Annotated in this window: 23 protein-coding genes; 14 read left to right on the top strand and 9 right to left on the bottom strand. The window is 72.7% G+C overall.

Annotation, left to right across the window (positions count from 1 at the left end; translation table 11 throughout):
- The first annotated feature begins 25 nt into the window (after positions 1–25).
- From DQ241_RS16720 to DQ241_RS16710, 3 genes are read left to right on the top strand one after another with little or no spacing between them, the layout of a single operon-like run.
- Positions 26–1,009 carry a sigma-70 family RNA polymerase sigma factor gene (locus DQ241_RS16720; protein WP_113831338.1) on the top strand — a complete coding sequence of 328 codons (984 nt, stop codon included), beginning with the start codon at positions 26–28 and terminating at the stop codon, positions 1,007–1,009.
- Between the two features lie 50 nt (positions 1,010–1,059).
- Complete coding sequence (locus tag DQ241_RS16715; protein WP_199584647.1) at positions 1,060–1,494, top strand: MarR family winged helix-turn-helix transcriptional regulator; 435 nt, start codon at positions 1,060–1,062, stop codon at positions 1,492–1,494.
- Between the two features lie 29 nt (positions 1,495–1,523).
- A complete protein-coding gene (locus tag DQ241_RS16710; RefSeq protein ID WP_113831336.1) occupies positions 1,524–2,192 on the top strand; it encodes an enoyl-CoA hydratase-related protein in 669 nt (222 codons plus the stop codon).
- Positions 2,193–2,227: 35 nt separating this feature from the next.
- Here DQ241_RS16710 and DQ241_RS16705 read toward each other — a convergent pair whose 3' ends face one another.
- Positions 2,228–2,497 (bottom strand): hypothetical protein, encoded by a 270-nt coding sequence (locus tag DQ241_RS16705; protein WP_113831335.1) that lies wholly within the window; start codon positions 2,495–2,497, stop codon positions 2,228–2,230.
- 291 nt (positions 2,498–2,788) lie between these two features.
- Here DQ241_RS16705 and DQ241_RS16700 point away from each other — a divergent pair, with 291 nt between their 5' ends.
- The gene (locus DQ241_RS16700) at positions 2,789–3,151 is read left to right on the top strand and encodes a hypothetical protein (protein WP_147252391.1); all 363 of its coding nucleotides are present in this window, start codon (positions 2,789–2,791) and stop codon (positions 3,149–3,151) included.
- 159 nt (positions 3,152–3,310) lie between these two features.
- Here the strand turns inward: DQ241_RS16700 and heR are convergent, their stop codons facing one another.
- Positions 3,311–4,099, bottom strand: coding sequence for a heliorhodopsin HeR (gene heR, locus DQ241_RS16695; protein WP_113831452.1), 789 nt, complete (start codon positions 4,097–4,099; stop codon positions 3,311–3,313).
- A gap of 508 nt (positions 4,100–4,607) precedes the next feature.
- Here heR and DQ241_RS16690 point away from each other — a divergent pair.
- The 3 genes from DQ241_RS16690 (at position 4,608) to DQ241_RS16680 (ending at position 6,985) form a co-directional block, all read left to right on the top strand.
- Positions 4,608–5,213 carry a GAF and ANTAR domain-containing protein gene (locus DQ241_RS16690; RefSeq protein WP_113831333.1) on the top strand — a complete coding sequence of 202 codons (606 nt, stop codon included), beginning with the start codon at positions 4,608–4,610 and terminating at the stop codon, positions 5,211–5,213.
- Between the two features lie 17 nt (positions 5,214–5,230).
- A complete protein-coding gene (locus DQ241_RS16685) occupies positions 5,231–5,632 on the top strand; it encodes a hypothetical protein (RefSeq protein WP_113831332.1) in 402 nt (133 codons plus the stop codon).
- Between the two features lie 306 nt (positions 5,633–5,938).
- Positions 5,939–6,985 (top strand): tellurite resistance/C4-dicarboxylate transporter family protein, encoded by a 1,047-nt coding sequence (locus tag DQ241_RS16680; RefSeq protein ID WP_113831451.1) that lies wholly within the window; start codon positions 5,939–5,941, stop codon positions 6,983–6,985.
- Here the strand turns inward: DQ241_RS16680 and DQ241_RS16675 are convergent.
- The 6 genes from DQ241_RS16675 to DQ241_RS16650 form a co-directional block, all read right to left on the bottom strand.
- Positions 6,979–7,347 (bottom strand): LuxR family transcriptional regulator, encoded by a 369-nt coding sequence (locus DQ241_RS16675; RefSeq protein WP_233492509.1) that lies wholly within the window; start codon positions 7,345–7,347, stop codon positions 6,979–6,981. The genes DQ241_RS16680 and DQ241_RS16675 overlap by 7 nt on opposite strands.
- On the bottom strand, positions 7,344–7,811 hold the full coding sequence (locus DQ241_RS16670; RefSeq protein WP_113831331.1) for a hemerythrin domain-containing protein: 468 nt from the start codon (positions 7,809–7,811) through the stop codon (positions 7,344–7,346). Before DQ241_RS16670 ends, DQ241_RS16675 begins: the two co-directional genes overlap by 4 nt.
- An 88-nt stretch (positions 7,812–7,899) precedes the next feature.
- Positions 7,900–8,340: a CBS domain-containing protein gene (locus DQ241_RS16665; RefSeq protein WP_113831330.1), complete on the bottom strand. Its 441-nt coding sequence runs from the start codon at positions 8,338–8,340 to the stop codon at positions 7,900–7,902.
- 123 nt (positions 8,341–8,463) lie between these two features.
- On the bottom strand, positions 8,464–11,061 hold the full coding sequence (locus DQ241_RS16660; RefSeq protein ID WP_113831329.1) for a multicopper oxidase domain-containing protein: 2,598 nt from the start codon (positions 11,059–11,061) through the stop codon (positions 8,464–8,466).
- Complete coding sequence (locus tag DQ241_RS16655) at positions 11,058–12,074, bottom strand: hypothetical protein (RefSeq protein WP_199584645.1); 1,017 nt, start codon at positions 12,072–12,074, stop codon at positions 11,058–11,060. Before DQ241_RS16655 ends, DQ241_RS16660 begins: the two co-directional genes overlap by 4 nt.
- A 151-nt stretch (positions 12,075–12,225) precedes the next feature.
- Complete coding sequence (locus DQ241_RS16650; protein WP_113831327.1) at positions 12,226–12,945, bottom strand: metalloregulator ArsR/SmtB family transcription factor; 720 nt, start codon at positions 12,943–12,945, stop codon at positions 12,226–12,228.
- 62 nt (positions 12,946–13,007) lie between these two features.
- Here DQ241_RS16650 and DQ241_RS16645 point away from each other — a divergent pair, with 62 nt between their 5' ends.
- From DQ241_RS16645 to DQ241_RS16630, 4 genes are read left to right on the top strand one after another with little or no spacing between them, the layout of a single operon-like run.
- The gene (locus tag DQ241_RS16645) at positions 13,008–13,832 is read left to right on the top strand and encodes a DUF2249 domain-containing protein (protein ID WP_199584643.1); all 825 of its coding nucleotides are present in this window, start codon (positions 13,008–13,010) and stop codon (positions 13,830–13,832) included.
- 3 nt (positions 13,833–13,835) lie between these two features.
- Complete coding sequence (locus tag DQ241_RS16640) at positions 13,836–14,381, top strand: MauE/DoxX family redox-associated membrane protein (protein WP_113831326.1); 546 nt, start codon at positions 13,836–13,838, stop codon at positions 14,379–14,381.
- On the top strand, positions 14,371–15,156 hold the full coding sequence (locus DQ241_RS16635; protein ID WP_113831325.1) for a thioredoxin domain-containing protein: 786 nt from the start codon (positions 14,371–14,373) through the stop codon (positions 15,154–15,156). Before DQ241_RS16640 ends, DQ241_RS16635 begins: the two co-directional genes overlap by 11 nt.
- A gap of 46 nt (positions 15,157–15,202) precedes the next feature.
- On the top strand, positions 15,203–16,432 hold the full coding sequence (locus DQ241_RS16630; protein ID WP_113831324.1) for an acyl-CoA dehydrogenase family protein: 1,230 nt from the start codon (positions 15,203–15,205) through the stop codon (positions 16,430–16,432).
- Positions 16,433–16,519: 87 nt separating this feature from the next.
- On the opposite strand, the gene DQ241_RS16625 is transcribed toward DQ241_RS16630, so the two are convergent.
- A complete protein-coding gene (locus tag DQ241_RS16625; RefSeq protein ID WP_113831323.1) occupies positions 16,520–16,987 on the bottom strand; it encodes a hypothetical protein in 468 nt (155 codons plus the stop codon).
- Positions 16,988–17,173: 186 nt separating this feature from the next.
- Between DQ241_RS16625 and DQ241_RS16620 the strand changes: the two genes are divergently transcribed.
- From DQ241_RS16620 to DQ241_RS16610, 3 genes are all read left to right on the top strand, one after another.
- Entirely contained in the window at positions 17,174–17,911 is a 738-nt protein-coding gene (locus DQ241_RS16620) for a metalloregulator ArsR/SmtB family transcription factor (protein ID WP_113831322.1), read from the top strand.
- Positions 17,912–17,969: 58 nt separating this feature from the next.
- Positions 17,970–18,311 carry a ferredoxin gene (gene fdxA / locus DQ241_RS16615; RefSeq protein ID WP_113831321.1) on the top strand — a complete coding sequence of 114 codons (342 nt, stop codon included), beginning with the start codon at positions 17,970–17,972 and terminating at the stop codon, positions 18,309–18,311.
- Positions 18,312–18,451: 140 nt separating this feature from the next.
- Positions 18,452–22,153: a nitrate reductase subunit alpha gene (locus DQ241_RS16610; RefSeq protein ID WP_113831320.1), complete on the top strand. Its 3,702-nt coding sequence runs from the start codon at positions 18,452–18,454 to the stop codon at positions 22,151–22,153.

Raw genomic sequence — 22,153 nt, 5'->3', positions numbered from 1 at the left:
CATCGACCGGAGGGGTGATTCCCGGGTGACCAGCGTGGCCCTCGGCCCGACCGACCAGCTCGACCCGCGGCTGCTCGAGCACCGCCGCGAGCTCACCGGCTACTGCTACCGCATGCTCGGCTCGGTGTTCGACGCCGAGGACGCCGTCCAGGAGACGCTGGTGCGCGCCTGGCGCGCGCTCGACGACTTCGAGGGCCGGTCGGCGCTGCGGTCGTGGCTGTACCGGATCGCCACCAACGTGTGCCTCGACCAGCTGTCCGGCCGGCAGCGCCGGGCGCTGCCGATGGACCTCGCCGGCAACCCGTACCCGCCGGTGGAGGCCTCGCTCGCCGGCCGGCGGCCGGGTACGGCCTGGGTGGAGCCGGTGCTCGACCGGCAGGTCCTGCCCGAGGACGGCGACCCGGCGGACCAGGCGGTGGCCCGGGAGTCGGTGCGGTTGGCGTTCGTGGCGGCGCTGCAGCACCTGCCCCCGCGGCAGCGAGCCGTCCTGATCCTGCGCGAGGTGCTGCGCTGGAAGGCCGACGAGGTCGCCCAGCTGCTCGACACCACGGTGGCCTCGGTGAACAGCGCGCTGCAGCGGGCGCGCGCCACGCTCGCGGACCTCGGCGGCCGGCCGGCGCCCCGCACCCTCGACGACGAGGCGCGCGACCTGCTCGAGCGCTACCTCGACGCCTTCGAGCGGTACGACATCGACGCCTTCGTGCGGCTGCTGCACGAGGACGCCACGCAGCACATGCCCCCTTTCGAGATGTGGCTCCGCGGGGCTCAGGACATCGGCACCTGGATGCGGGGCCCGGGCAGCGAGTGCGCGGGATCGCGGCTCCTCCCGGTCTCGGCGAACGGCACGCCGGCGGTGGCGCAGTACCGGCCCCGCGCGGGTGGTGGGCACGAGCCGTGGGGGCTGCACGTGCTGGAGATCGAGGACGGCCGGATCGCCCACATCTCCAGCTTCCTCGACCTCGGCTCGGGTCTGTTCGTGAAGCTGGGCCTCCCCGCGGCGCTCGACTGAGCCACGAGGGCTGATCGGGCGCGCGAAGCGGATCGGCTAGATTAGTTCGCATGCGAACTAGTCCGCCGCGGCTCGTCCTCGGGCTGATGTCGGCCGAGCGTGCTGTGCGGCGCTGGGTCGACGGGCGCTCGGGCGACAGCGGGATCGGCGCGGCAGGAGCCGGCGTCCTGTTCCACCTGGCCGCCCACGACGGCGCGCTGGTCGGCGAGGTGACGGCGGCCCTGAACGCGTCCGCGGCCGGGACGAGCGGCCTGGTGAACCGGCTCGCCGCCGCCGGCCTGCTGCGCAAGACGCCCGACCCGGCTGACGCCCGCGCGGTGCGGTTGAGCCTGACCCCGCGCGGCCGCGAGGTCGAGGCGGCGGCCCGTTCGATCCTCGCCGAGCTCAACGAGCTGCTCGTCGACGGCTTCACACCCGAGGAGCTGGCCACCGTCGCTCGCTGGCTGGCGCGCACGACCGAGCTCTCCCGGCTCGCCGCCCGCTGACCACACCACTCCGAACCGAGGGAACCGCCATGCCCACGCTCGACCGCACCGACGACGTCTTCGTCCTCGACCTCGGCGACACCGAGAACCGCTTCCACCCCGACTGGTTGGCCGCCGTCGAGGCGGCGCTGGACGAGGTCGAGGGGGCCGGCCGGCCCAGCGCCCTGGTGACCACGGCCACCGGCAAGTTCTTCTCCAACGGCCTGGACCTCGACTGGCTGCTCGCGCACGCCGACCAGAGCGAGGACTACGTCGTGCGGGTCCAGGAGCTGTTCGCCCGCGTGCTGACCCTGCCGGTGGCCACGGTCGCGGCGATGCAGGGGCACACCTTCGCCGCCGGGGCCATGCTGTCCCTCGCCCACGACCTCCGGGTCATGCGGGCCGATCGCGGTTTCTGGTGCCTGCCCGAGGTCGACATCGAGATCCCGTTCACCCCGGGCATGTCAGCGCTGATCCAGGCCCGGCTGACGCCGCAGACGGCGCACGTGGCCATGACCACTGCTCGCCGCTACGGGGGCGGGGACGCCCTCGCGGCCGGGATCGTCGACGCCGCGGTCGAGGAGGCGGTGCGGTCGGCCGCCGTGGAGCTGGCCGGCTCGCTGGCCGGCAAGGCCGGCGCGACCCTGGCCACGATCAAGCAGCGGATGTACGCGCCGGTGGTCGCGGTGCTGCGCGACCGGACGGCTCCGCGAGGCTGACCGGGACGGCCGGGCAGCGGGCCCGCCGCCCGGCCTCACTCCAGCCAGATCTCGATCGTCTTCTGCTGGCCTTCGTCCTCGACCTCGACGATCTTCCCGGTGCCGCCGTCCTCCACCATGGCGGTGACGCTGTCCCAGTCGAGGTCGACGCCCTTCATCTGCGGGGAGAAGGCCTGCGCCATCGACATCCCCCACCGGACGACGCCGATCGGCACCGTGATGGTGACCGCCGGGCTGTCCGCCTTGCTGTGGTCGAGCACCCGCACGCGCAGGTACTTCGCCGTCGTCTCCGGCTGCTGGTCCACCACGCACCTCCATGAAGCCCCCGGGCCCCCGAAGGTTGCGGCGGGCCACGGCCGGCCGACAGGGGCGTTGGTCGGCTCGGTGTCGTGCGCATGGGCCCTGGTCGCGGAAGGCGATCCCCGGAAGCGTCGACGCAGGAGATCGCCGGCACGGGACCCCGGCCGCTGGGCGCGGCCAGGGCGCTGCAAGGAGCGCGATGACCGGGAGACGTTCGCCGACAGGGGGGCCGCGATGACGCACCAGCGGTCGAAGCCGGCCACGACGAGAGCGGCGTCATCGAGGTGGCCGCGACCATGTTCGGGCTCAAGCGCTGCCACTACGTCACCCCCGACGGGCGAGAGCAGCGCCTCGTCCCGGACCCGCGGTCCGCCGCCGGGCGCCGCCTCCGCCTCGAGCACGACCACCCGGCCCTGAGCCGGTCCATCGGCGCCATGTCCGTGGTGCTGCTCGTCGGCGGCCTGAGCGTCGTCGTCCTCGAGCTCGTGGACGTGGTCGGCCGGATCCCTCCCGTGGTGGACCGGTACGGGGGCTTCGCTTCCCCGGTGCAGCTGCCGCTGTGGCTCACCGTCGCCCTGGGCCTGGGTGCGGTGATGGCCAGCATGGAACGGGGGCTCCGGCTCCGATACCACTGGCTGCTCGACGGCGCGGCGAGCTGAGTCCGTGACGGGGAGAACCCGCGTCCCGAGTGATCGCGTACGCGCCCACGGGGGTCCTGCCGAGGGGACGTCGAGGTGCCGTGGAGACGCCTCGACCGAGTCGAGGTTGACCACGCAGCGGCGGGGCGCTGGGTCCTCACCTGGTGCCGCGTGTCGGGATCAGGTGGCCAGTGAGCCGGCGAAGATCTGCCAGGCGAGCAGGCTCTTGGCGACCAGGCTCAGCAGCAGGTAGGCCTTCTCGCCGTAGGCGTAGCTGCGCCACGGGCCGATCTCCCGGTACTGCAGCCACTGGTTGACCGCGAAGCTCATGAAGAAGACGAACAGCGACACGAAGATTGCGTAGACGAAGCCGGGTATCTGCTCGGCCCCGACGATGTTGGCGGTGACCGCCACCCAGGGCGCGGCCCCGGCGACGCAGCCGAACCAGAACGGCAGCATCGTCGTCCGGGTGCGGCCGGGCGGGTTCATCAGCTCCTGCAGCCAGCCGAAAAGGATCATCGCGACGTTGGCGCCGGCGATGCCGATCAGCGCGCTGAGGCCGGTGATGCCGGTATAGGCGCAGATCAGCAGCACCATGATGGTCGAGCTGACCGAGTATTCCAGCCAGCGGAACCGGTTGAGGCCGCGGCGGAGATCCTCCTCGTAGCGCCGGCGCAGCACGGTGGCGGTCAGCAGGTGGTCCAGCGCGGCCAGCCCGAGGAAGACCGCGATCGCCGCGCCCACGCCGACGTCGACCAGCGGCTCCGGCGCCGGCACCGCCGTACCCGGCGGACCGGCTGGGAACGACGACGTCACGGTGATGGCGAAGCTGCTGGCCAGCAGGAGGACCGCGACGGCCTGCGCGGCATGCAGCACTGTCAGCGCCAGGTTCCAGCGCCGGAGGCCGGCGAGGCGCGCGTCGTCGACGCCCGTCGCGACCGGTGCGGACCCGGGACCGGTGCTGGTCACGACCACCTCCGGACAGGGGAAGGGCGGCCGGGCCGCTTGCGCCGCCACGGTGACGCCCATTGGCGTGCGGACGCCGGACGGTAGCGCGCGCAGGCTCGGAGAGGGCCGAGTCGGTTCGTCAGGAACGGTCTCTCGAGGACCTGCCTCATCCGTGCTCCGCGCACCGGCCGAACCCGGTGTTGAGGGTCATCGAGGTCAGGATGTGGAGCGGGTGACCGGGATCGAACCGGCATGGCCAGCTTGGAAGGCATGGTCGCTCCGGGGGCAGACTACCTGGTCAGAGACCTGTCAGTTGGATGGCGTGCCTTTCGCGTGCCTTACCGCAGCCCCCCGGTGGACGAGCCGCTCTGCACCATCGCGTTGCCATGGTGTGCGCCACGCACGGAGTCGGCCCAACCTCGCCGACCTTCTGCGTGCCGCGCCCCACCACGACCTCTGGGCGCCTTCCATGCATCGAGCGGTAGTTGCCCAGTGCAAGAGGCACCGTGGTTCAGTCGCCTGCCGCGGCTTGATCGCGCGATACCAGCTACAGAGCTTCCGGACGTTCGGCCGGTTCACTTTCCTCCCCATCGCGGCGGATCACACTGATCATGCCGTTCGGCTCGAGGGAGGCGCGCTCCACCATGTCGATGTCGTCGATTGGCGCACCGGGCAGATGATCCGTGTCGACGACGCCGCCGGCGATCGGCGCTGGCCGAAGTGGAGCGAGGCGGCCACCCAGTTGGGCGTCCGGTCGGCGTTGAGCGCGCCGCTGCTGGCCGGCGGAGAGAAGATCGGCGCGATCAAGCTGTACGCGCTGCAGGCTGGGCGGTTCGATGAGCACGCAGAGCAGGTCATGGTGCTGTTCGCGCGGCAGGCGGCGATCCTGCTCACTACCACTCGGGACTTGGCCAACGCCCGGGCGCTCAGCCGTCGGCTGACTGACGCGCTGGCCGATAGGGATGTCGTCAGCCAGGCCGCGGGGGTCCTGCTGGGCCGGGGTGCGCCGGACCGTGAGGTCGCTTTCGCCGAACTCGTCGCCGCAGCTGAGCGATCCGGACGGTCGGTGCGGGAGGTGGCCGTGGAGCTGTTGGCCACGGTCACCGCGGACGACGCCGACTCCTCGCCGGTCTGACCGAGCCGACGGCTGACATGGCACCTGAGAACCGGCACGAGCTGGTCGAGGCCGCTCGGGTGCGTGGAGAGCTGACCGTCTCAGACCTGTGGCTGCGCTACGTCGCCCTTGGTGGCAATGGGGACTTGTTCGACGTCGACGGCTACTTGAACGGCCTACTGCAGCTGAATCCCTTCGACCAGGACGTGCTGGCCACCGCGGTCAACGAGCGGCTCGAGGAGCTCTACCGCAGCGTCCGCGTTCCGCTGTCCAGCCCGCCTGCCCGCCTCCCGGCAAGTCGTGAGCTGTCCGACGTCGTCGCTGCGCTACTCGGCTCCACCGGCTCACGCCGAACCGGCCCTCGCGCGCCATCGGTCGACGTGGCTCAGCCAGCAGACCCGCAGTTGGAGCCCCGGCGTGAGCCGGACGACAGCGAATGACCAGAGCGGACGCGCGGGGAGGGCCGCTGCCCGAGCACGCGGCCGGTCGCCGATGTGCTGTCCTGCTCGAGCGGGGGAGTCACGGCGTCACCTGCGGAGGGCCGTGTTGCCGCGGACGCCATGAGCACGCAAACACTCCGCCCAGGTGCCCATCGCCGCGGCCGCGACCCTGGCTGCCCCGACTGATGACGGAGGAAGCAGGTCGGGCTCCGACGGCCGAGACGCCGGCGGGCGGCGCACGAGGTGCTTCCCAGCGCTAGCGTCGCTGGGGTGATGGGAACGGCGCAGCCGGGTCGGCTCGGTGCGATGGTCCGGGACCTCACACCCGGCTACTTCGCGCTGGTCATGGCCAGCGGCATCATCTCCGTCGGCCTGCGTCTGCAGGACCAGGAGACGCTGTCCGCGCTGCTCCTGGGCGTCTGCGGGGTCTCCTTCGCCGTCCTGCTCGCGCTCAACGTGTGGCGGATGCTCGCCTTCCGCGACGCTGTGCTGGCCGACCTCACCGACCCCGCCCGCGGCTTCGGGTTCTTCACCTTCATCGCGGGCGGCAACGTGCTGGGCGTCCGGCTCGCGATGGACGGGCACCACCTCGCGGCCGGGGTGCTGCTCGTGGTCGGCCTGTCGGCCTGGCTCCTCCTGGGCTACGTCGTTCCGTGGACCTCGGTCCTCGGTCGGGCGGAGCGGCCGGTGCTGACCAAGGCCAACGGGACTTGGTTCATCTGGGTGGTCGCGGCGCAGTCGGTCGCGGCGTCGTCCGCGACGCTGCAGCCGGCGCTGCCCGTGCTCCGGGACGCGCTGGCGGTCGTGGCGGCGTTCGCGTGGTCGGTCGGCCTGGTCCTGTACGCCGCCGTCGGGATCATGGTCTCTGCCCGGCTCCTCCTCTACGAGCTCCGCCCGACGGACCTCACCCCGCCGTACTGGGTCGCGATGGGGGCAGGGGCGATCACGGTGCTCGCGGGTGCCAGCATCGTGGAGATGGTCGACACCCCGATGGTCGAGGCCGTCCGCGGCCTGGTGGCCGGCGTGTCGGTCAGCATCTGGCTGTTCGGGAGCTGGCTGATCCCCGTGCTCGTGGCCGCCGGCTGGTGGCGCCACCACACCCACCGGGTGCCGCTGACCTACGAGCCGTCCCAGTGGAGCATCGTCTTCCCGCTCGGCATGTACGCGGTCGCGGCCACGTACCTCTCCCGGGCCGACGACCTGCCGCTGGTCGGCGTGGTCGGTGAGGTCGGCGTCTGGGTCGCCTTCACCGTGTGGGCGACCCTGCTGGTGGCGATGCTGCTGAGCGTCTACCGGGAGGCGACGGCTCGCGAGGGGGCGGTCAGCGGGCGCAGCGACGTGAGCACCTACTGACGGGTGTGTTCCGGCGTCCCGGCGCGCTGGGGGACGGCGACGCTGAGCAGGACCACGGAGTCGTCGTCGGCCTGCAGGCTGTGCCGGCGGTTCGGGATCGGTGCCACCTGGTGTTGCTCCAGGCTCAGCTCCTCGTCGCCTGCGACGAGCCGGACCCGGCCGCGGAGGACGTGCAGGCTGGACGGGCCGGGGCTCTCGTGCTCGGCCAGCTGCTGGCCGCCGATCAGCGCGATCACGGTCTGCCGCAGCCCGTCGACGGGATGGGGCAGCGTGTGCGCGGCGCGCAGGGCTGTCTGCATGGCGGCGTCCGCGAGCAGCTCCTCGGCGAGGCCGCGCAGGTCGACGGCGTGGTGGCCGCTCACCGCTCGTTCCCGGCGCCGAGGATCTCCGGGACGTCCACGAGCAACCCCTCCAGGTCCACGCCCGCCGCGGCGAGGGCCGGCAGCAGGTACCGGTTCTCCTGGTGGACGCACACGTCGAACAGCACGACCAGGGCGCCGGCCGCGATGACCAGGTCCATGGTGTCGGTGGTCTGCTCGATCTCCCGGACCAGCGTGGCCACCATCCGGTGCTCGTCCTGCATCGCAGCCGCCAGTAGCGCCGTCCGGTCGTCCTCGGCGGACGTGAAGAGCAGGCCGTCCTCGACCTCGGTGTGTGCGAGGAGCTCGTCACGCAGGAACTCCAGGAGGACCGCCCGGGCGGCCTCGTGCGGCTGACGGGTCGCCACCGCGGCGATCAGCGTCTCGGTGTACCAGACCAACCGGTCCCGTAGGTCCTCGTGGTGGTTCTCGGCGGCGGCGGTGAGGTGCTCGAGGGCGACGGTCACGACGGACCTCCATGGTCGGAACGGTTGACACTTATTTTCTACAGTGTTCGCCGTCGAAAATGAAGGCGCCCGCGCATGCTCGGTCGCGTCAGGACACACCGGCACCACGGTTCCCACGGGCGCGCGCCGCGATCCCGGCGTCGCTGCAGAAGCCGTTGCGACGGCGCTTGAGGCAGAGCAGGCCCAACAACGTCCCGCCGCCGTCGACGACGGCGAGTCGTCGTGCCCCGGTGTCGAGGAGCCGCTGGAACACCGTGTCCGCCGGCTCGTCGGGCCCCACGACCCGGCCCTCGAGTCGGGAGAGCGGTAACGCGCGGTCGGTGGGAGAGGCGTCGGCCGGGAGGTCCTCGCGCAGGAGGGTGCCGCGCAAGATTCCCGCGTCCGTGAGCAGCAGCATGACGACGTGCTCGTCCGCGAAGACCTCGACCACCTCCCGGAGGGCGACGTCGGCCGGCATGACCTTCGGCCGGTGGACCATCACGTCGGCGACCGTGGTGTCGCGTCCGGCGGGGGCGGTGGCGAGCGCCATGCCTTCTTCTCTCCTCCCGTCGACTCCATCCGGACGCTCGTCGGCGCGGACCGGTTGGCTCCATGCTCGTCAGCCGGCCGGTGTGCCGCGAGCCGGCGACGACGTCTCGGCAGCAGCCACGGCTCAGGGGGTGACCCGGATCACGCCGTGCGCCCCCCGCTCGGCGTCGACCATCACGTGCGAGACGAACGGGTAGCGCCCGGCTTCCGGCAACGACAGTTCGACGAACCCGCCCTGGGCCGGCGTCAGTGCCAGCGACTGGCTGCCGCCGGCGCCCGGTCGGAGCAGGTAGTCGCCCTCGGCGTAGGCGGTGTCGAACTGGCCGCCGACGACGTGGAAGCTGGTCGCCCGGTTCGGACCGGCGTTGAGCACCCAGATGCGGATCCGCTCGCCGACCTGAGCCTCCAGCGGTCGGGCGTCGTACTGGTTGGCGTATCCGTTGAACACGACGGCGTCGGGTCGCTCCTCGATGAGCTTCGCCGTGTCCACCGTGCCACCCTGAGGCCCCAGGTAGAGCTCGGACTGGAGCAGCAGGTAGCTGCGTTCCACCGGGGTCAGGTCCGGGGGCTCGATCACCACGGCGCCGAACATGCCGTTGGCGATGTGGGCCGACATGGGCATCGTCGAGCAGTGGTACATCCACACCCCGGCCCGCGTGGCGGTGAAGCGGTAGACGAGTGAGTCGCCGGGGGCGATCGTCCGCATGGGCTGGTCCGGTGCCAGGGATCCGGCGTGGAAGTCGATGGAGTGCCCGATGGTTCCGTCGTTGACGAGGGTAATCTCGAAGACGTCACCGACCCGCCCGTGCAGCGTCGGACCCGGTGCCGTGCCGCCGAAGGTCCACAGCCGCTGGGTCACGCCGGGGGCGACCTCGCGCTCGACCTCGGTCACGGGGAAGGTGAAGCGCCGCACGACGTCGTCGTCCAGCGGTGGCAGCACCGGGTCGTGCGACTTGAAGCCGTCGTCGACCTCGGCGGCGAAGTCGAGATCGTCCGCGGCGCTCGCCGCGTGCGCGGGGTGACCGTCGTGGTGCGGGACGGCCGCCACCAGGGGTGCGGCCCCGATCGCGCGGACCTCCAGGGTCATCCCCATCTGGCGGTGCCCGACCACCGAGCACCAGCCGTCCACGTCGCCTCCGATGACCCCGGCGTCCAGGGTCGCCGAATCGCCCGGGGCCAGGCGGTCGGTGGCGGGCCCGGACCCGAGCACCAGGTCGTGCACCGCGTCGTGGTCGGTGTTGACCACCTCGATCACGAGCCGGTCGCCGAGGGGCACCTCGATCGTGCCGGGGGTGAAGCGCATCCCCGCGGCCTCGACCCGCACGGTGGTGGTGCGACCGGTGGCCGCCACGTCGGAGGACGGCGCGGACATGGCCCGGACGTCGGCCAGCGCGGAGGGGTCGACGGCCACGCCCGTCGCCACGGCGACGAGGACGACGGCCACGCCGGTGGCGGCCAGGCCGGCGACCTGGCCCGGAGGGCGGCCCGGAGGCCGGGCGGGCAGGTCCCCGCGCTTGGCCCGGCGCGAGGCGCGGATGGCGAGGAGGAGCAGGGGGACGAAGGCGGCCAGTCCGCCGAGCACCAGCATCGACGCAAGGACCCGGACGACGCTCGGCACGGGCAGCACGCAGACCAGCAGACCGGCGTTGACGACGGCGATGCGCAGCGCTCCGCCGCGGTCGAGCCCCTCGTTGGCGGCGCGCACCGGTACCGCCCCACCGCCGAGCGCGACCGGGATCAGGTAGGACAGCGCACCGAGCAGGACCTGCGCGCCGAAGCCGGTGGCCAGGAACGGCGTCAGCCAGCGGAACCGCTCACCGGCCTCCAGCCACGTGTCCGCCAGCCCGACCGACAAGGAGGCCGCGACGAGGCAGCCGGTCAGCCAGAGCAGTCCGGCGGCCACCGACCACGCGGGGTAGGACGATGGCGGGCGGCTGCGCGCGGTGCTGACCAGCGCACCGGCGACCAGCGCCAGGCCGCCCACGTAGGCGGCCAGGCCCAGACCGGCGACCCACTGGGGAGCGGTCAGTGCCCCGGCCGCGGTGAGGAGGAGCGCCCCCACGAGGACGGGCAGGGCGCGCCTGGCGGAGCGTTCGGCGTCCTCGGCGATGCGGGTGCGCAGCAGCGTGGGCCAGAGCGTCACCAGCGTCCCGACGACGGTCAGGCCCATCCAGCCCAGGACGTTGACGACGGCGTGCGCCAGGACGGCGCGGTCGTGCCACGGGCCGGCCAGCCCGCGAGCCAGCAGGGTGCCCAGGACGGCCCCCACCGGCAGCAGCGCGGCGGCGGCCAGGTAGTAGCGGACGGTCGACCGGAAGCGGCCCGGCAGCGACCGGCGCAGCTGGCCGGCCAGGACGGCGCCGTGCCAGACGACGGCACCGGCCACCGTCGTCGCACCCGCGACGGTGAGCGGCCAGACGGCGAGGCTCACGCCGGCCATCACCAGCAGGGCGCCACCGTTGAGCAGCAGCAGGCGCCGCGACTGCGAGGTGCGGTCCCCCGGGCGTGCCGGGGTGCGCAGCAGGGCGTCGGCGAAGTGGCGGCTCCACACCAGGATCGCGTGACTGACCGCGCCGAGCAGCAGCAGGTGGATGAGCAGCCATCGCGGGGCCGGGACGACTGGGTGCGCCAGCGCGACGACTCCGATGGCGAGCAGCCAGAACACCACCGGCAGGTCGCGCAGCGGCCAGAAGCCCCGTGCCTGCGCCGTCGACCGGCTCATCGGCCTGCCGTCCGTGCGGCGACGACCACCGAGCCGGCCGCCAGCACCAGGAACGAGACCACGGCGACGATGTTGAGCACCCCGCCCCAGCGCCACGCGACCTCGTGCCCGAGCGCGTCACCGAGCCACAGCCGGACGACCAGCGAGACGTGCAGCAGCACGGCCGGGACCACGAGCACCGGGTGGTACGGCAGCGGCCGGCGCAGGACGGCGGGCAGGATCACCGGCGCGTGCGCCATGATCATCGAGATCGTGAAGCCGAGGAAGACGGCGTGGACCACCGCGTCGTAGCGCACCCCCGTGGTCGCGGCGCCGCCCAGCAGCCAGATCATCCCGGCGACACCGAGCCAGAAGTAGCCGGCGAGCATGCACGCCGCCATGAAACGCGTCAGCCCCTGCGCGTGGATGGTGCGCCAGGCCACGTCGTGCGCCGCCAGCCAACCAACCAGCGCCAGCAGCGCGACCCCGAGCAGCGCCGACCCGGGGGCCGGCCACAGCAGCGCGGCCACGACGCCGGCCAGCAGGCAGGCTGCGAGCAGCACCAGCGTCGGCCCGGCCCCCGGTCCCATCGCCAGCCGCGCCAGTTCCAGCCGCTCGCCGCCGATGGTGAGGACGACGAAGCCGACCAGCCAGGGCAGCAGCAACGGGACCGGGACGCCGCCCAGCCAGAGGATGGCCGCGCCGCCGGCCAGGACGGCGCCCAACGCCTGCACCAGAACGGCGTGGTCCCGCTGCCGGCGCCACAGCGACGCGTACACGCCGACGAACGCGGCGGCTCCGAGCAGTTGCACGGTCTGCCCCAGCCGCAGGGGCAGCGGGGTGAGCAGCAGCAGGCCGCCGAGGCCGAGCAGCGCGGGGGCGAGGAAGCCGGCCGGCCGGCGTAGCGCGACGGCCCGTTCGAGCGCGACGAGGGTGCCGACAAACCCGAGGACGAGCAGCACGCCGTGCACCTGCGGCAACCGGTCGATGCGCACGGGGGCGGGCAGGTCCAGCAGGATCAGTGCGGCGTCCAACCCCGCCAGCAGGGCAATCGCGCCGGGGAGCAGGAGCAGAAGGCGCCCCGCCGACGTCCCGCGCGTGGTCGGGGCAGGCGCCCGACCCTGCCCGTCCACCGCCTCCGCGCTTGCCCGTGAGGACGGCGGGGGAGCAGGCGGCGCGACGATCTCACTCACCTGCGCCGCCCGCGCGGACGGCCGCCGTGTCTAGGTGCAGCCGGCAGGCGCCCGGTTCCGCGAAGGGCAACAGCGCCGTCGGCTCCGGATCACCGCCGTGGTGCTCCAGCGCACCGCGGACGATGCCGAGGTGCACCTGGCAGACCACCTCCGGGTGCTGTCGTGCCGCGGCGAGCAGCGGGCAGCGGCGCAGCGCGACGGTGGTGGCGCCGGCGTCGGCCTCGGGGGCGAAGCCCAGCTCGTCGAGCAGGTGCAGCACGCTGTGCCTCGGACTTGCCGCGCCCTCCGCCGGGCGGTCGCTCATCAGCGTGCGGCCCCACTCGCGCCCGGCCGCGAGGCCCTCGGCGCCGGGATCGGCGGACGTGCGGACGAGATGCCCGGCGAGGGCGGCGGCCAGGCCGACGTAGTCGCGGACCCGCACATCGCGATCGAGCCGGTCGTCCGCCGCGGTGTAGCGCCACGCCGGCCGCCCCCGCCCCTGGGCCGGGGCGCGGCCCCGCACCGCCAGGCCTTGCTCGACGAGCGCGTCGAGGTGCTCGCGCGCCGTGTTGGGGTGCACGCCGAGTTCAGCGGCCAGGCCGGAGATCGTGACCGGCTCGGCCGAGTCCTGCAGCCGCTCGAGCACGAGGCCACGCGGGCCGGACAACGTCGGACCGCCGGAGCCCCGGGCGGGGGCCGGACCCAGCGCCGGAGCGTCGCTCTTGTTTTTCACGGTGCATACCGTAGTAAATTGCGGGCGGGTCGGCCAGCACGGCCGGCGAGAAGGAGGATCCCGTGACCATCACCCTGCCCCCGGGCGCCGCCACTGACGTGGTCCTGGCATCGGACGCGGACGACGCCGCCGCCGTCGACGCCGTCCGGCAGCACCACGCCGAGCTGGCCGGCAGGCTGGGCGCCCACGTCGACGCACTGCTCGCCGCGGCCACCGCACACGGTGGGAACGGCTTCCCCCAGGCCCGTACCGCCGCGCTGGCCTTCCTCTCCGGCTACCTGATGCCCCACGCCGCCGCCGAGGAGCGTGCGCTCTACCCGGCGGCCGCGCGGTCGGAGCGGCTCCGCCTGCTCGTCGACGCCATGGTCGCCGAGCACCGGGTGCTCGAAGGCCTGGTCGAGGAGCTGCGGAGCGCCGCGGAGCCGGCCCGCGCCGCCGCGACGAGTGCCGCGCTCCGGGTGCTGTTCGACACCCACCTGTCCAAGGAGAACGACCTCGTCCTGCCGGTGGTCGCCGCCGATCCGCATACCTCGCTCACCGGGATCCTCGACGGCATGCACGAGCTGCTCGGCGAGGAAGCGCACGGGCACGGGCATGCCGCCGAAGCCGTTCCCGCCACCCCCGCGAAGGGCAGCTGCGGCTGCGGTGGGCACGACGACGTCGACATCCCGGTTCTGGACGTCCGCGCGGTGCCGCACGCCATCCGGCACGCCACCGTGTTCGGCGCCTTCGACGCCATCCCCGACGGCGGGTCGCTGATGCTCGTGGCTCCGCACGACCCGATCCCACTGCTGCGCCAGCTGACCGCGCGCGCCGGTGGTGGGGTGGCCGTCGACTACGAGGAGCGCGGACCCGAGGCCTGGCGCCTCCGGCTCACCCGCGCCTGATCGATGGGCAGCGCACGGGCCGGTGACATCCCGGCCGTCGCACCGTGGGCGGCGACCGCCGGGCGGCTCCTGCTCGGCGGCGTCCTCGTCGTCGCGGGGGCGATCAAGATCCCCGATCCGGCGGCCGCCGTCCGGGCCGTCCGGGCGTACCAGTTGCTGCCCGAGCCGATCGTCGGGCCGGTCGCCTTCGGACTTCCGGTGGTGGAGATCGCGGTCGGACTGGCCCTGCTCGCCGGGCTGTTCGTCCGCGCCGCCGCCATGGCGTCCGCGGCACTGCTGATCGTCTTCATGGTCGGCGTCGCCTCAGCCTGGGCCCGCGGACTGCAGATCGACTGCGGTTGCTTCGGCGGGGGAGGGCAGGTGGCCGCCGCGGACACCGCGTACGGGACCGAGCTCCTCCGCGACCTCGGCCTGCTCGTCGTCGCCGTCCTCCTCGCCCGCTGGCCCACGTCCCGGCTCGCGCTCGGTTCCGCCAGCCGGCCATCCACCTTCCCGGACGGCGACCCGCCGCCGGCTTCCCTCGCACTGGAGAAGACCCATGCCCGTTGACCAGCAGACCCGCCAGCCCGTCCGCCCCGGCCGGCGCCCGACCGCCCGGCAGCGCGCCGAGGCCGGGCGAGCCGCGGAGGCCGCGGCCCGTGCACGTGCGGCCCAGCGGCGGCGCACCGTGACGGGCGCGACCGTCGCAGCGACCCTGCTGGCCGTCGCAGTGCTGGTGGTGGTCGTCGTTCAGTCCCAGCGGGTCTCGTCGTCGCCCGACGCGGCTGTGCCCGCCCACACGACAGCCGACGGCGCGGTCGTCGAGGTGGGGAGCGCGGACGCTTCCGCGACCCTCGACGTGTACGAGGACTTCGGCTGCCCTGCCTGCGGCGCGTTCGAGGCCCGCCACGCCGGCACGCTGGCGGAGCTCGCGGCCGACGGCGACGTGCTGCTCCGGTACCACCCGATCTCCATCCTCGACCGGGCCTTCACCGACGACTACCCGACGCGCGCCATGAACGCGGCGGGCGTCGTCGTCGACGCGGCGGGACCGGAGGCCTACGTGCGCTTCACCCAGGAGCTCTTCGCCCGGCAGCCCGCAGAGGGTGGACCCGGTCTGACCGACGACGAGCTGGTCGGACTGGCTCGTGAGGCGGGTGCGGCGGGGCCTGCGGTCGAGCGCGGGATCCGCGAGCTGGTGTTCGAGGACTGGACCCGGGAGCTCACCGACCGCGCGAGCCGGGAGGGTGTCGCCGGTACGCCGACGGTGCTCCTCGACGGTGAACCGCTCGACTGGGCGACGCTGGACCCCGCCGCCCTGGCCGACGCTGTGCGCGCCGTCTGACCTGGCGGCTCGTCGGCTGCCGCACCACCTGCGATGAGGAGGTTCCATGTCGGAGTACGACCTGCCCGCGCCGTCGCCACGCGCCCAGGAGCTGCGCGAGGCCATGGTCACGTTCATGCGGGAGCAGGTGCTGCCCGCGGAGACCGAGTATCTGGCCTTCCGGCGGAGGGGCGGCCACGACGTTCCGCCCGTCATCGAGGCGCTGAAGCGTCGAGCCCGCGCCCGAGGGCTGTGGAACCTCTTTCTGCCCGCCGAGTCGGGTCTCACGCAACTGGAGTACGCGCCGATCGCGGAGCTGTCGGGGTGGAGCGGAGAGCTGGCCCCCGAGGCGATCAACTGCGCCGCGCCCGACACCGGCAACATGGAACTGCTGCACCTGCTCGGCACGGAGGAGCAGAAGCGGACGTGGCTTGAGCCGCTGTTGGCCGGGGAGATCCGGTCAGCGTTCGCGATGACCGAGCCGGACGTCGCCAGCAGCGACGCGACGAACATCGCCACGCGGATCGAGCGCGACGGGAACGAGTACGTCATCAACGGTCGCAAGTGGTGGACCAGCGGCGCGATGGACCCCCGCTGCGCCTTCTTCGTCGTGATGGGCAAGACCGACCCGGGTGCACCACCGCACGCGCAGCAGACGATGGTGCTCGTGCCGCGCGACACTGCCGGCGTCACGGTCGTCCGGGACTACCCCGTCCTCGGGCAGCACGACCAGCACGGCCATGCCGAAGTGGTGTTCTCCCACGTGCGCGTGCCGGTCGCGAACGTGATCGGCGAGGAGGGTGGGGGCTTCGCGGCCGCGCAGGCGCGCCTGGGTCCCGGTCGGATCCACCACTGCATGCGCGCCCTCGGCGCCGCGGAGAGGGCGCTGGCGCTGCTGGTCAGCCGGGCGAAGGAACGCGTGGCCTTCGGGAAGCACCTGTCGGAGCAGGGGGTCGTCCAGCAGCAGATCGCCGAGTCGAGGCTGGAGCTCGACCAGGCCCGGTTGCTATGCCATCACGCCTGCCATGTCATCGACACGCAGGGCAACAAGGCGGCCCGCCACCTGGTCGCCATGGCAAAGGTGGCCGTTCCCCGCGCCGCCACGCGGGTCATCGACCGGGCGATCCAGGTGCACGGGGGCGCCGGCGTCACCGACGTCACGCCACTCGCCGCGATGTACGCGTGGCACCGGGCCATGCACATCTTCGACGGCCCGGACGAGGTGCACCTGCGCTCGATCGCCAAGGCCGAGCTCGGTCGGGCAGCGGAGCTTCCGCCGCACGTGGTCGCTCCCTGACCCCCTGGCCGGTCGGCCACCCGGCCGACAGGGTCAGTCCGGACCCGCGCGGAGGAGTTTTCCGTGCGGGTCGGGGCCCGGGACTCGCTATGCCTCCGAGATCGCCCCGACGATCTCCGGAGCGTTCTCGACGAGCGTGCCCAGATCGACGCCGGCCTCGGTGAGTGCGGGCACGAGATACCTGTCCTCCTGATGGGCGCACACGTCGAACAGCACGACCAGTGATCCCGTGGCGATGGCCAGATCCATGGCGTTGCTCGCGCGCTCGATCTCGCGCACCAGGGTGGTCATCATCCGGTGTTCCTCCTGCATCGCCGCGATCAGCAGGGCGGTGGTGGCGTTCCCCCCGGCGGTGAACAGCAGGCCCGCCTCGACCTCCATGTGCGGCAGCAGTTCGTCGTCCAGGAACTCGACGAGGTCCTGGTACGCCGACTCGTACGGCCGGCGGTCGGCCACTGCGCAGATCAGCGCCTCCGTCCGCCAGACCAGCCGGTCGCGCAGGTCCTCATGATGGTTCTCGACGGCTGTGGCGGCCTCGTCGAAGGTGATGGTCACGGAAGCCTCCTGGCGGTGTGGAGAGTGCTGACGAGTCATTTCTTACAGCAGCCGCCGTAATAAAAACAGGTCCCCGGCGCGTCGGGTCACCGGTCGTCCGGGCGTGCTCCGTCGTCGAGATGCACTCCGTCGTCGGACCGACGGTGCCGTCGGGCAGATCTCGACGTACGGGAGCAAAATTCCGCCATGCCGGACTGCCTTCCCGCGGTCGTCGCCGACGACGCCGACGAGCGGCGGCACGCGGCGCTCGCCGTCCGGTCGCGGCGGCAGCTCCTCGAGGCGCTCCGGTCGGCCGGCCGCCCCGCTGCGGTGGGAGAGCTGGCAGCCGCCACGGGTCTGCACGTGACGACGGCGCGGACGCACCTGCGGGTGCTGGAGGCCGCGGGGCTGGTCGTCCGGGCGCTGGAGGAGCCCGTCGGCCCGGGCCGGCCGCGGTACGTCTACGCGTCGCTCACCGGCGGGGCCGCCGGTGAAGGGCACCGCCAGCTCGCCGAGGTGCTCGCCGGCGCCCTCGACGCCGGAGGCGAGAAGGGGCGGCGTCGGGCTGAGAAGGCCGGCCGGCAGTGGGCCGAGGGCGAGGTGCCCGCGGGCGCAGCGCACTCGTGGGAGCAGGCCGCGGCAGGCCTCGACGAGCTGTTCGGCAGGCTGGGCTTCGCACCGCGTCGGGCCGACGCCGATCCCGGCCGGCTCCGGATCGCCCTGGACCGGTGCCCGTTCCGCGACGTGGCGCGGGCCCACCCTCAGGTGGTGTGCGCGGTGCACCTCGGGCTGATGCGCGGAGCCCTCGCCCGCATGGGCATGCCGGAGGTCGCCGCCTCGGCCGCACTCCAGCCGTTCGTCACCCCGGAGCGGTGCGTGGCCGAGATCTCCAGGAGCCGTCCCGCCTCCGACGACACCCGTGGCGATTCGCCGAGCGGTCGATAAAGAGCGTCGCTACGCTCCGAACCGACGGCCACGCCTGGGGATGCGGAGGAAGCGTCGGATGACCTACGTGATCGCGGAACCGTGCATCGACGTACTCGATCGAGCGTGTGTCGACGAGTGCCCGGTCGACTGCATCTACGAGGGCGAACGCGCGCTCTACATCCACCCCGACGAATGCGTCGACTGCGGGGCGTGCGAGCCGGTCTGTCCGGTGGAGGCGATCTATTACGAGGACGACGTCCCGGCGAAGTGGTCGGTCTTCACCGCCGACAACGCCCGCTTCTTCGCCGAGCCGCTGCCGGGTCGCGACGCCGCACTGGGTTCCCCCGGTGGTGCCGCGAGGACAGGGTCGGTCGGGGCCGACACCGAGCTGGTCGGCGGGTACCCGAGCCGGGCCTGAACCCGCCCGGTCCGGCGTCCTCATCGCGCCGGACGGGAACCGGTCCTCGGGATGCGCTTTCCTCCCCGAGCCGCTGGGATGGGAGTGCGGCGCGCCACCACGAGGACCGCCATGGACACGAGCGAGCGAGAAGGAGAGCCGTGACTCTCGCACCTGAGGGCAGCCGGCAGGACGCGGGCTTCGACAGCGGGCTCTCCGAAGCCCTCGTCAAGACCTCGAAGTACTTCCGCAAGGGCGAGGTGAGCGCCGACATGCGCTCCCTCCACCAGATCGGTGGGCGCGACGCCGACAGCTTCTACCGGGACCGCTGGAGCCACGACAAGGTCGTCCGTTCCACGCACGGGGTGAACTGCACGGGCTCCTGCTCGTGGAAGGTCTACGTCAAGGACGGGATCATCACCTGGGAGGCGCAGCAGACCGACTACCCCTCCACCGGGCCCGACCGGCCGGAGTACGAGCCCCGCGGCTGCCCCCGGGGTGCCGCGTTCTCCTGGTACACCTACTCGCCGACCCGGGTGCGCTACCCCTACGTCCGCGGCTCGCTGCTGCAGATGTACCGGGAGGCCCGCCAGCGGCTCGGTGACCCGGTGCTGGCGTGGGCCGACGTCGTCGGCGACCCGGTGAAGGCGCGCACCTACAAGTCGCAGCGAGGCAAGGGCGGGCTGGTGCGCGCGTCGTGGGACGAGGCGACCGAGATGATCGCCGCCGCCCACGTGCACACGATCAAGAAGTACGGGCCCGACCGGATCGCCGGCTTCTCGCCGATCCCGGCGATGTCGATGGTGTCGCACGCCGCCGGGGCCCGCTTCATGTCGCTGATCGGCGCGCCGATGCTGTCGTTCTACGACTGGTACGCCGACCTGCCCGTGGCTTCGCCGCAGGTGTTCGGCGACCAGACCGACGTTCCGGAGTCCGGCGACTGGTGGGACGCGAGCTACCTGATCCTGTGGGGCTCCAACGTGCCGGTCACCCGGACGCCGGACGCGCACTGGATGACCGAGGCGCGCTACCGCGGCCAGAAGGTCGTCGTGATGAGCCCGGACTACTCCGACGCGACCAAGTTCGCCGACGACTGGCTCGCCCCGCACCCCGGCACCGACGGCGCGCTGGCCATGGCGATGGGCCACGTCGTCCTCAGGGAGTTCTTCGTCGACCGGCAGGTCCCACGCTTCCAGGAGTACACGAAGCGCTACACCGACCTCCCGTTCCTGCTCACCCTGACGCCGCGCGGGGACGGCTACGTGCCGGGCAAGTTTCTCACCGCCGCGGACCTGGGGGAGGTCGGAGAGGGCGCGGACTTCAAGACCGTGCTCATCGACTCCCGCACCGACGCGCCGCACGTGCCGAACGGCACGCTCGGCGACCGGTTCACCGACGCCGGCAAGGGCCGGTGGAATCTCGACCTGGGTGACGTCGATCCACGCCTGAGCCTCTACGCCGACGGCGCCGAGACCGCGCCCGTCGACCTGGCCCGCTTCGACACCCCGGGCGGCACCGGCGCGGCCATGCGACGCGGCGTCCCGGTGCGACGGATCGGCAAGCATCTCGTCACCACCGTGTACGACCTGCTGCTCGCGCAGTTCGGCGTTGCCCGGCCGGGCATGCCGGGGGAGTGGCCCGCAGGGCCGGACGACGCGACCCAGCCGTACACGCCCGCGTGGCAGGAGCAGTTCACCGGTGTCCCGGCCGCCGCGGCCGCCAAGATCGGCCGCGAGTTCGCGCAGAACGCCGAGGACTCCGGCGGCCGGTCGATGATCATCATGGGTGCCGGGACCAACCACTGGTACCACTCCGACACGATCTACCGCGCCTTCCTGACCCTGACCACGCTCACCGGCTGCCAGGGCGTCAATGGCGGCGGCTGGGCGCACTACGTGGGACAGGAGAAGTGCCGGCCGGTCACGGGGTGGATGACCCTGGCGTCGGCGCTGGACTGGGCCCGGCCGCCGCGGCAGATGATCCAGACCGCGTACTGGTACCTGCACACCGACCAGTGGCGCTACGACCGGACGACGCTGGACTCGTTCGGGTCACCGCTGGGCGGCGGCCGGTTCGCCGGCAAGGCACCCGCCGACGTGCTCGCCGAGTCCGCCCGCATGGGCTGGATGCCGAGCTACCCGACCTTCGACCGCAACCCCCTCGACCTGGCCGACGAGGCGGCGGCGGCCGGGAAGGAACCGGGGCAGCACGTCGTCGACGAACTGCAGGCGGGGCGGCTGCGGTTCGCCTGCGAGGACCCCGACGCCCCGGAGAACTTCCCGCGCGTCCTCACCGTCTGGCGGGCGAACCTCCTCGGCTCGTCGGCGAAGGGCAACGAGTACTTCCTCGAGCACCTGCTGGGGACCGACTCCAACCTTCGGGCCACCGAGGCCGCCCCCGACGCGCGGCCCAAGGACCTGGTCTGGCGGGACGAAGCCCCCCGCGGGAAGCTCGACCTGCTGCTGGCGCTGGACTTCCGCATGACCAGCACCACGGTGTACTCGGACATCACGCTGCCCGCGGCGACCTGGTACGAGAAGCACGACCTCAACACCACCGACATGCACCCGTACGTGCACTCGTTCAACCCGGCGATCGCCCCACCGTGGGAGACCCGCACCGACTTCGACGCGTTCGGCACGATCGCGCGTCAGTTCAGCCGGCTGGCCGCGACGCACCTCGGCGTCCGCAAGGACCTCATGGCGCTGCCGCTGCTGCACGACACCCCCGACGAGACGGCCAACCCGCGCGGTGTCGTCCGTGACTGGAAGGCTGGCGAGGTCGACCCGATCCCCGGCAAGACGATGCCGAAGATCACCGTCCAGGAACGCGACTACGGCGCGATCGCGCAGAAGTGGGCGGCCCTCGGCCCGCTGGTCGAGGAGCTGGGTCTGCAGGTCAAGGGCGTCACCACCAAGCCGGACAAGGAGGCGGAGTACCTCCGGCACAAGAACGGGGTGGTGCGCGACGGCGTGGCCGCCGGGCAGCCGGCGCTGGCCCGCGACGTCCACTGGTGCGAGGCCATCCTGGCGCTGTCGGGAACGACGAACGGCCGGCTCGCCACCCAGGGGTTCCACAACGCCGAGGAGCGCACCGGCACCCGGATGGCCGACCTCGCCGCCGAGCACGAGGGCAAGCTGATCACCTTCGCCGACACGCAGGCGCGGCCTACCCCGGTCATCACGTCACCGGAATGGTCGGGCAGCGAGACCGGCGGCCGGCGCTACTCGCCGTTCACCATCAACGTCGAACGGCTCAAGCCCTGGCACACGCTGACCGGCCGGCAGCACTTCTTCCTCGACCACGACTGGATGACCGACGCCGGCGAGAACCTCCCGGTCTTCCGGCCACCGCTGGACATGACGGCGCTCTACGGGGAGCCGCAGGTCGGCGAGATCACCGAGCTGGGCATCTCGGTCCGCTACCTGACGCCGCACAACAAGTGGTCCATCCACTCGGAGTACCAGGACAACCTGTTTATGCTCTCGCTGTCGCGCGGCGGGCCCACCATCTGGATGAGCACCCAGGACGCGGCGAAGGTCGGCGTGACGGACAACGACTGGATCGAGGCGGTCAACCGCAACGGCGTGATCGTGGCCCGAGCCATCGTCTCCCAGCGGATGCCCGAGGGGACGGTGTACATGTACCACGCCCAGGACCGGCTGATCGACGTCCCGAGATCGGAGACGACGGGCAGGCGTGGCGGCATCCACAACTCCGGGACGCGCCTCTTCCTCAAGCCCACCCACCTGATCGGCGGCTACGCGCAGCTGTCCTTCGCCTTCAACTACCTGGGCCCCACCGGGAACCAGCGCGACGAGGTCACCGTGATCCGCCGCCGCAGCCAGGAGGTGCAGTACTGA

The organism is Blastococcus sp. TF02A-30, assembly GCF_003319185.1.
In the GTDB taxonomy this organism is placed as follows: Bacteria; Actinomycetota; Actinomycetes; order Mycobacteriales; family Geodermatophilaceae; genus Blastococcus.
Note: the sequence above shows the minus strand (reverse complement) of the source record. Positions and strands in the feature narration are given on the sequence as shown.